The organism is Candidatus Photodesmus anomalopis, from assembly GCF_000731785.2.
GTDB classification, from domain to species: Bacteria; Pseudomonadota; Gammaproteobacteria; order Enterobacterales; family Vibrionaceae; genus Vibrio; species Vibrio anomalopis.
Genome location: NZ_JGVJ01000017.1, coordinates 75175 through 84846, shown reverse-complemented (window position 1 = coordinate 84846; position 9672 = coordinate 75175). Strand labels below are relative to the sequence as shown.

General features: G+C 28.2%; 7 protein-coding genes and 2 pseudogenes. 4 read left to right on the top strand and 5 right to left on the bottom strand.

From position 1 onward, the window contains the following. Positions 1–46: 46 nt before the first annotated feature. Positions 47–859 carry a sporulation protein gene (locus tag CF66_RS04675; RefSeq protein ID WP_034411869.1) on the bottom strand — a complete coding sequence of 271 codons (813 nt, stop codon included), beginning with the start codon at positions 857–859 and terminating at the stop codon, positions 47–49. 363 nt (positions 860–1222) lie between these two features. On the opposite strand from CF66_RS04675, the gene ccoG reads away from it, so the two are divergent. Next, positions 1223–2629 (top strand): cytochrome c oxidase accessory protein CcoG, encoded by a 1407-nt coding sequence (gene ccoG / locus CF66_RS04670; RefSeq protein ID WP_034411868.1) that lies wholly within the window; start codon positions 1223–1225, stop codon positions 2627–2629. Positions 2630–2853: 224 nt separating this feature from the next. Beyond that, the gene (locus CF66_RS04665; protein WP_034411867.1) at positions 2854–3456 is read left to right on the top strand and encodes a thiol:disulfide interchange protein DsbA/DsbL; all 603 of its coding nucleotides are present in this window, start codon (positions 2854–2856) and stop codon (positions 3454–3456) included. Positions 3457–3554: 98 nt separating this feature from the next. Here CF66_RS04665 and CF66_RS04660 read toward each other — a convergent pair whose 3' ends face one another. Both CF66_RS04660 and dnaQ read right to left on the bottom strand, forming a co-directional pair. Continuing rightward, positions 3555–4721 carry a TIGR03503 family protein gene (locus tag CF66_RS04660; protein WP_052541681.1) on the bottom strand — a complete coding sequence of 389 codons (1167 nt, stop codon included), beginning with the start codon at positions 4719–4721 and terminating at the stop codon, positions 3555–3557. Between the two features lie 140 nt (positions 4722–4861). Beyond that, entirely contained in the window at positions 4862–5599 is a 738-nt protein-coding gene (dnaQ, locus tag CF66_RS04655) for a DNA polymerase III subunit epsilon (protein WP_034411891.1), read from the bottom strand. Positions 5600–5653: 54 nt separating this feature from the next. Between dnaQ and rnhA the strand changes: the two genes are divergently transcribed. Beyond that, positions 5654–6133 carry a ribonuclease HI gene (gene rnhA / locus CF66_RS04650; protein ID WP_016503916.1) on the top strand — a complete coding sequence of 160 codons (480 nt, stop codon included), beginning with the start codon at positions 5654–5656 and terminating at the stop codon, positions 6131–6133. On the opposite strand, the pseudogene CF66_RS04645 reads toward rnhA, so the two are convergent. Next, positions 6126–6840, bottom strand: a pseudogene (locus tag CF66_RS04645) (methyltransferase domain-containing protein). The gene rnhA and the pseudogene CF66_RS04645 sit on opposite strands and share 8 nt — an antisense overlap. Before the next feature lie 155 nt (positions 6841–6995). Next, positions 6996–8159, bottom strand: a pseudogene (locus CF66_RS04640) (transglycosylase SLT domain-containing protein); the annotation flags it as partial. 396 nt (positions 8160–8555) lie between these two features. Here CF66_RS04640 and aroC point away from each other — a divergent pair. Continuing rightward, positions 8556–9641, top strand: a complete 1086-nt coding sequence (gene aroC, locus CF66_RS04635) for a chorismate synthase (RefSeq protein ID WP_016503918.1) — start codon at positions 8556–8558, stop codon at positions 9639–9641. Positions 9642–9672: the final 31 nt, after the last annotated feature.

Genomic DNA, 9672 nt, shown 5'->3' with positions numbered 1-9672 from the left:
TCACGCCGGGGGTCGCGGGTTCGAATCCCGTCCACTCCGCCAAAAATTACTTTTTTCTCCATAAGGTGCTATTAATGTAGTTTAATACTATATTTCTAACTTCTTGAATACATGTTTCAGTAGAAATTTCTAATTGATATTTTAGTTTTCCAATACTTAATAATTTACCCAATGTTTCTTTTGAATTTTTTGTTTGATTACGATTAATTTCGAACCATAGTTTTAGGAAATTATTACTCCTATGTGTGATTATTTCTATTTCACGCCAATAGCCATGATATGGTCCCATTGTTGGAACAAATTCAAATTTTTGTATGAATGGAGAAATAAAACCTTCAATCGTTTCGCATTTTACGTGACGAATACGCAATCCTTGTTCCTCAAGTACTGTGAAAATTTGATCCATTAATGCATCAGGACGTACTGTAAGTAATTCTTTATTACTTATTGAATTTATAGACATAGAGGTATGTATTTTTGTTTCAAGCCATACCTTTGTATTATTAATGGTAATTGGTGTGTTCCATGGTACATTCATACTTATATTGAAATCTCGAATTTCTCCAGATTTAATATTGAAAGGGAATGCTAGGTTCCAATTAGATAGGGTGTGTGATCGAGATATTTTAATAAAGTGTTTTTTATAGAAAAAGTTATCTTTTTGAGTATGCTTTTTTTCAAAATAATGACAATATAGTTTTAAATTAATATTACTAATAATTTGTTTTTTATGTTTTCCATGAATATTGATTTTAATATTAATATCTTTTCCTGGAAAAAGTACTGCTTGTTGTATAATTGAATTAGCTGTTATAAAACTGTTCTCAAAACTTGCTAGGATTTTTTTTAAAAATGACATGAAGAAAATAGCTCCTAGATAAAGATTACACATAATAACCTTAGACTTATTTAAAATTAAAATCTTTCTTTTATTATTATTGTTTATGTTAGTATGCTAATTTACTGGTTCTTGCTTGAATAATAATAATGATTATTCATGGTTTTTTCCATTAAAATATAATAATAAGATATTGATATTATTACTGATATAGATGTTATCTATCTTGATTGAGTTAGATAAAAAACTAAAACAAATGGATTTACTCAATGCTTTAGATATAATTTTTATGTTATTAAAAATGGTTTTTATTTATATGCTTTAGTAAGTAGTTAATAGATTTAAATAATTTAATTAGGTTAATTAGGAGAAAGTTATAACCACATGAATCAGGATAGAATTCCTATTAAAAATATTATGCTGCAATCAGCGAAGCGAAAATCTAATAAAGAAAATCCTGATAGATTCAATCTTGGCAATCATATCTATGTTCGAAAAAGTAAAGGGACCTTTCAAAGGTTACGCCGTTATGTTGCTTGTTTTTTATTATCCCTGTTTTTTTTTCTACCATGGTTTAGTTATAATGAACGTCAGGCTATTTTATTAGATATTGGTAATCAACAAGTTAACTTTTTTTGTATTACTATCTATCCACAAGATCTTAAAATATTATTTTTTTTTCTCTTGATTATTTTATTCAGTTTATTTTTTTTAACTATGTTTGTGGGTAGAATATGGTGCGGTTATTTTTGTCCACAAACTATTTGGTCATTCATATATATTTGGTTTGAAGAAAAATTTGAAGGATCCGCTAATAAGCGTCGTAAACAGGATTCTTCTGTTCTTACTATTAATATTATTATAAGAAAAATAACTAAGCACGTTTTTTGGATATTAATAGCTTTTCTTACAGGTTTAACTTTTTTGGGTTATTTTTTACCTATCAAGGATTTAATAAGTAATTTTTTTTCTTTTAATTCTAGTTTTTTGGTTTTATTATTTTCTGTATTGACGTATATAAATTCGGCTTGGATGCGTTCAATTATTTGCATTCATGTATGCCCCTATGCTCGTTTTCAATCAGTTATATTTGATAAAAACACTTTGATGGTTGCTTACGATGTTAATCGTGGTGAAAATCGTGGAAAACGTTCAAGACAAGTAGATTCTGAAAACTTAGGACTAGGAGATTGCATTAATTGTAATCTTTGTGTTCAAGTTTGTCCAACTGGTATTGATATTCGTGATGGTTTGCAATATGAATGTATTAATTGTGGTGCTTGTATTGATGCATGTAATAAAACCATGTCTTATATGGGATACAAACCTAATCTTATTAGTTATATAACTAAAAATCGTTTATTAAGTTTGAATACTAAAATAATAAAAATAAAGTTATTTAGCTGCATTATTCTATTATTATTTATGGTTGGTCTTTTTTTGCTAGAGATTATTAATCTTAAACCCATAGGCTTAACTGTATTACGTGATCGTAATCAGCTATTTAAAAGTAATTATTTAGGTGAAATTGAAAACACTTATATACTAAAAATTATCAATAAAACAAAAAAGTCGAAGAAATATTATTTAGATATAAAAGGTTTAAACAACATTTCTTGGTACGGTAAACGACTTGTTCAAGTAAGACCTGGAGAAGTATATAATGTTCCATTGAGTTTGGGTATTTATCCAGATAGATTAAATTTACCAGTTACAAAAATTCAATTTATAATTTCAGATGATGAAGATTTTAATGTTTCAGTTGAAAGTCGATTTATTAAAGGATTTTAAGATATAAAATTCAATAGATAATACATTTTTTAAAAATTTGACTTGTTTTTTTTTATGATATCTATGTAAAGTGTCCAGATAAAGAAGTACCTAATAGAAAAAGTTTATCTATATAATTTTGGTATTCTCAAAGTGTTTTTTATATTACATAAGAAAAAAAATCTCGATAACCTTGAGAAGATCGATTTAGGCTGATATCAATATAGTAACAGGTTTTTATTGAAATGAAAAAAATAATTGTGATAATGATGACAAGTATTATCATAAGCTTAAGTGCTTATACAGCTCCATTTTATCAGGAAGGAAAAGACTATACAATATTAAATTCTGAAGTATCTCGTGAACCAATTATAACTGAGTATTTCTCTTTTTACTGTTCACACTGCGATTCATTAGAACCAGTGATTATGCAGTTAAAGAAAAAATTTTCACATGTACAATTTCAAAGAAAACATGTATCCTTCATGGGTGGAGAAATGGCCATTCCTATGAGTAAAGCCTATGCAACTATGCTTGTTTTAAATGTTGAAAAACAAATGGTTCCGATATTGTTTAATCGTATTCATGGTGTAAGAACTCCTCCTAAGAATAATACTGAGTTACGTCAAATTTTTATCGATGAAGGTATTGATGGCAATAAATATAATAAAGCATTTAGCAGTTTTATTGTTGATTCAATGGTACGTCGTTTTGATAAAGAATTTCAAAAAAGTCACCTTAAAGGAGTACCTTTAATTATTGTAAATAATCGATATCTTGTTAAATCCCAATCAGTTAGAAGTATAGATGATTATGTTGGTTTGATACGTTATTTATTAAATAAATAAACTAAAACGCAAAACTTTATAGTTTATTTAATTCATTCATTAACATTCATTACATTAAATAAATAGATACTGCTAACTTGTGCGTGTTGATTATTTTTTCATTTTTTCTGTTCTCTAGATAAAAAAAACCAACACGTTAATCCTAATAGGATTGTAATGCTATTTCCCACGATAATAACTATAATATTTCTTGCATGCTTTATCTTTTTTTCAGACTCAACCTTTATCCCAATTCTGTTATTTTCTTTCTGTTCTTCTGTCTGTAATATACTTTGATTTTGTTCTGGAATAATAAAGCTTAATGGACGGTTAGACTCGATATCATTTGCATATACATGTCCATACCATCTGATGTTCTTTTTATTTTCAAGCTCAATTGTTAGTTTAGTATCTTCATTTTTTGCCATTCCTTGAATTGTAGTTATTGTGTTCTTTTTTTTATTATGATACGTAATGGATGCAGCTAAAGAGCCTGGAACAATAGTTCCATTTTTCCCAGAAAATACAATTCTATGTGGTGTTTCTTCTTGTTCTGATTGAATAAATTTAATTTGTATAGGGTTAGGATAAATAAAAGTCTCTTGTTCTCGAGCTCTTAAAAAAATTCCATTGCCTGATGTAATTCTAACTTTATATTTACCAGGTTTTGCTTTAATTAATAAAGGAACAGTAAATACCCCATCTCTTGGATATTCATCTAATCCTCGACCGTCATCAGAAAATTGTTCAATTATTTTTGGTGCTGATTGTGCTTTTTTTTTGAACAAGAAAATTTTTTTTTCAAGAAATTTAGTAAAAGTAATGTTTAGATTAAGTTCTTCTAGAAAATCTTCTAAAAGAAGAGGTTTCCTATCATTTAATAATCTAGCAGTAAATTTAATTGTTTCACCATTAAAAAAATGACTAGGTAAAGGATCTGTTTCAATTGTTAAATTAGAAATAAGTTTAATCTTATTTTTAGGAGTTACTTTACCTATAGCTTGCCATGGTCCTGGCATTGGTTTATCAATCGATATAATATCCATATCTGATGTATGGTACCAATGTACATTTTTATGTTTTTTCCATGAATAATATTTTTTCCCGTCAGGACGAATGAGAATAACAGGCTGTGTTAACTCTGTACGATAAATGATAAAAGTTATTTGTTTAATAGCAGGATCTACTCGAAATCGATTATTTAGTAGTGATATTGAGGAGGATATTTCATTTGAAAAGCTATTACTTATAAAAAATAGTATTTTTAATAAAACTATCAGTCTCAATGTTTAAACTCCTTATAGGTGATAAAACAATGAATTATTGCATTTAGTATTAAACTGTATTTCCTTTTTTTCTTCTTATTATTTGAGAAATATCTAAGTTTTTTTTATTAGTCAATCATCTATCAATATTAATTTTTTTATTAAATCCATAAACAATTTCCAGATTTTTTAAGAAAAGTTAATCTCTTTTCATGCTCTTCTATTTCATTAGATGTAGCAAATAAAATTTTTAAAGTTCTTTTTTTGGTATCATTTGTTTTCATTAATTGTTTTTTTTTTGAATCAGAAAACTTAAAATTTAAACTAGTTTGTCCCCCTGTCATTGCTAAATATACATCAGCAAGAATTTCTGCATCTAGTAATGCACCATGAAGAACACGTGAAGAAATGTTAATATTATAATGCTTAGCTAGTGAATCTAGATTTTTTTTAGCTGGAATATTTGGCGTTTTTTTAGCAATAGCAAGTGTATCAGTTACTTTACAATAATCAGTTATTTTACCAATTTTTTTATTAAGCATTGAAAATTCTTGGTTTATAAAACCGATATCGAAAGGAGCATTATGAGCTATGAGTTCTGTATCTTTAATAAAGGCTAAAAACTCTTGATGAATATCATGGTATTTAGGTTTATTCATCAAGAATTCATTAGTAATGCCATGAATTTTAATCGCATCAGGATGAATATTACAATCTGGTTTGATATAAACATGAAAATTATTTCCAGTGCGTTTACGGTTAATTATTTCAACCGCACCAATTTCTATGATTCTATGTCCATGATAATGCACACGGCTATCTTTATTAATACCTGTCGTTTCTGTATCTAAAGCAATAAGACGTTTTTTACATATAGAATTGTTATTTCTAGTACTCATAGTTAATTTTATGCACAATATGATTAATTTAGTTAATTTTAATAATACCAAATTATGATAAAACAAGTACAAATTTTTACAGATGGTTCTTGTTTAGGAAATCCAGGTCCTGGTGGTTATGGAATTATTTTACGCTATAAAAATTTAGAAAAAATAGTAAAAAAAGGTTATATATTAACTACTAATAATCGAATGGAAATTCTTGCAGTTATTGTCGCATTACAAAATCTTAAAGAATCTTGTAGCATTGTATTAACAACAGATAGTAAATATGTACGTCAAGGAATTACTCAGTGGATTCATAATTGGAAAAAATCTAATTGGAAAACTGTAAACAAAAAACCTATAAAAAATCTTGATCTTTGGAAAAGATTAGATCAAGTAGTTTTGCTACACCAAATACAATGGTGTTGGGTAAAAAGTCATTCAGGTCACAAGGAAAATCAAAGGTGTGATAGATTAGCTTATTTATCTGCAAAAAATCCAACTGAAGAAGATATTGGATATCAAAATTCAGTTAACTGTATTAATTAATTGTAGATTTAACGGTTTTACTAGTTATTGCTGATGATATTGGTCCTCTTAATTTCCAATTAAGTTTAATTGGGTGAAGTAAATAAGTTCGTTTTCTTGCTATAATAAAATATAAACTTTTGATTGGTGAAGTCCAATTACCTAAGTAATGTTCAATAAACCAATAGAACCAACTATTTTGATAGTTTTGAATAGGTAGTAATTAATGCATAAGAGTCAAAATAAATTACTTAATAATTAAGTAGTACTAGCAATTTTTTGATTTAATAGTAATAAATTATTTTTTCTTAAATGGATCCAGTTAGTTAGTCCAAGAAAGCTAATTGGATTAAATCCAGTAAGAATCAAATAACCATTATCAACCATAACACGATTCACTTCGTGAAATGTTTGATGAGGTTTTATGCAGTAATTAAGTTGATGGAATAAAATTACAGCATAAAAGCTTTTTTCTAAGAAAGGTAGTTGCATCCTCATTTGCTATGATATGGAACTTGCTATGAAGATCTAGGTTTACTTGATGATGTATCTTGCAGTTATAACTAGTAAGCTCACAACTTAATCCACCTAGTTTGAGCATATGATAGCCAAATAGTTTATCGCACCAAGTAATCCAATCGAGTTTGAATTGTTGATTTGAGCCAGTGACTATTTTTGAGTTGTAACCATGAATAAGGTTTCTTAATTTTTTTATTTTTCAAGAACATAATTCAAGTTCATCCAATTTGTTTTCATTATAATGAGTATTAATAGTTTTAGATTTGAAAGTATATGAGTCTATTAAAATTTTTAATTATTTTTCATTATGAATTTTATTAAAAAATACAGATAATTTGCTATTAATTTATTGATAGTGTTTAATATACTTATGCTGATTTTTACTAAAACTAGGAATCAGGAGGTATTGATTTATAAATATTTTATTATTTGATAAATTATTTGTTCTTTGAATTAGTTTAGTTGTTGTTTTATATTTTTTAGCAAGCAGAATTAAACTATCTCCTGCTTTTACTTGATAGCAAATTACTTTTATTCCTTTCCCTTGATGCTTTTTGATATTATCATTAAAAGACTGTATAGAATCAATTGGTAATAATAGTTGATAGGGACCATCGGGTGCTGTTATATATTGATTATAAGCTGGGTTTAACTTTTGTAATTTTTGAATAGATATACCTGCATATTTAGCTGCCACAGTCAAGTCCAGTTGTATTTTAGGATTAACTAATTTAACTACTGGTTTATTTGCAACAGCTGGAATTTTTATACCGTATTTTTCAGAATTAGAAATAATGTCAGCTAGTGCTAAAAGCTTTTGCACATAACTAGTGGTTTCTTTTGGTAAATCAAGTGATAAAAAATCAATTGGTTTTCCGAGTCTATTATTTTTTCGAATAGCGCTAGATATACGTCCTCCGCCACTATTATAAGCTGCAATTGCTTGTTTCCAGTTTCCATTAAAACGTTTATTTAAATGGGTCAGATAATCAAGCGCCGCATCTGTAGAAGCTGCCACGTCAAGTCTGCCATCATACCAAAAATTTTGTTCTAATCCGTAGCTTTTTCCTGTATTTGACAAAAATTGCCAAAGTCCAGAAGCCTTCTCTTGAGAGTAAGCTAATGTATCAAATGAACTTTCAATAACAGGAAGTAAAGCAAGTTCCAATGGCATATTACGTTGTTCAATTTTATCAATAATAAGGTATAGAAATGGTTCAGCACGTTTTGATACTGTGTTTAAGTGATTAGGATTCTTAATATACCAATTTCGATAACGTTCTATTGTTTCATGATTTGGAATTTCCATTTTTAGTTGCATGGCAATCCGTTTCCAAGCGTCTTCTTGAGATTGAGGTGTTGAGAGAATAGAATTTTCCTGAATCTCTACCTGAGATTGATTGATTCTTAATTTTTTCTCAGCTTTTTTTTCAGCAATATCAGTTGGTAATGAAAAAAAAGTTTTTGGGGATTGGGTTAATTGACATCCTGTTAAGAAAAACAAAAAAAAATTACATAGTATCCTCATTGTACAATCCTTGCTGTTAATTCTGCATTAGCTTTATAACGATTTTTTGATTATTAGATAAGAATTTACATTTAGGTAAACTGCGCAAAACTATATAATATAATAAAAGTTATCCTTTTTCATATTATTAGTTATTTTTAATATAGTAATACTATTATAAAATAACTAATGTTTTTAGTTCGACATAAATTAACATTACTTAATAATACTGCTGGACTTTTTTTTATCTTTAAGCTAGCTTCATTTTTATTCTCCTTAAACTTAAAATAGCAGTGATGAAATTTTATAATTATACGTAATCAGATTTTAGAACATATCAGTCAATTTATTTATATGCAGATTAATTTTAGTTATGAGTATTTTAATCTGGATCAACTAATTTCAGTTAAGGTAATTATGTCAGGGAATAGCATAGGCCAAAATTTTCGAGTGACAACGTTTGGAGAAAGTCATGGCATTGCACTAGGATGTATTGTTGACGGATGTCCACCTAAACTGGAAATTAAAGAATCAGACCTGCAGAAAGATTTAGACCGTCGTCGTCCAGGTGCTTCCTGTTATACAACAGAGCGTTCTGAGCTTGATGAAGTAAAAATCTTATCTGGTATTTTCAATGGAAAAACAACAGGTACTCCTATTGGTTTATTAATTAAAAATTCTGATCAGTGTTCTGACGATTATTTAGAACTTAAAAATAAATTTAGAGCAGGTCATGCAGATTATACGTATTATCAAAAATATGGTATTCGTGATTACCGAGGTGGTGGACGTTCTTCCGCTCGTGAAACAGCTATGCGTGTCGCTGCTGGTGCAATTGCTAAAAAATATTTAAAACAAGAATGTGGTATACAGATTCGTGCGTATTTATCTCAAATTGGTCATATTTCAATAGATAAGGTTGATTGGAACGAAATAGATAATAATATATTTTTCTGTCCTGATATCGATAAAGTTAATGCGTTTAAAAAATTAATTGATCAATTAAAAAAAGAAGGTGATTCTATTGGTGCTAAAGTAAATGTAGTTGCAACTAATGTACCAGTTGGGTTAGGCGAACCAGTATTTGAACGGTTAGATGCAGATATTGCTCATGCCTTAATGAGTATTAATGCAGTAAAAGGTGTTGAAATAGGGGATGGTTTTAACGTTATTCAAAAAAAAGGTAGTGAGAATAGAGATTTATTGACACCTAATGGATTTTCTAGTAATCATGCTGGTGGAGTTTTAGGTGGAATTTCTACTGGTCAAGATATAATTGCTAAGATTGCGCTAAAGCCAACTTCAAGCATTTCTATCGTTGGAGAAACTATTACGATGGCAGGTAATTTGACTCAATTTATTGCTAAGGGCCGTCATGATCCATGTGTTGGTATTCGTGCAGTTCCGGTTATAGAAGCTATGCTTGGAATTGTTTTGCTTGATCATTTGCTTCGTCATCGAGCACAGAACTTTAGAGAAATGAATGAAAAATCTAATTTTTAAATGTGAAGAAGACCTTCATTAGAAATATTTC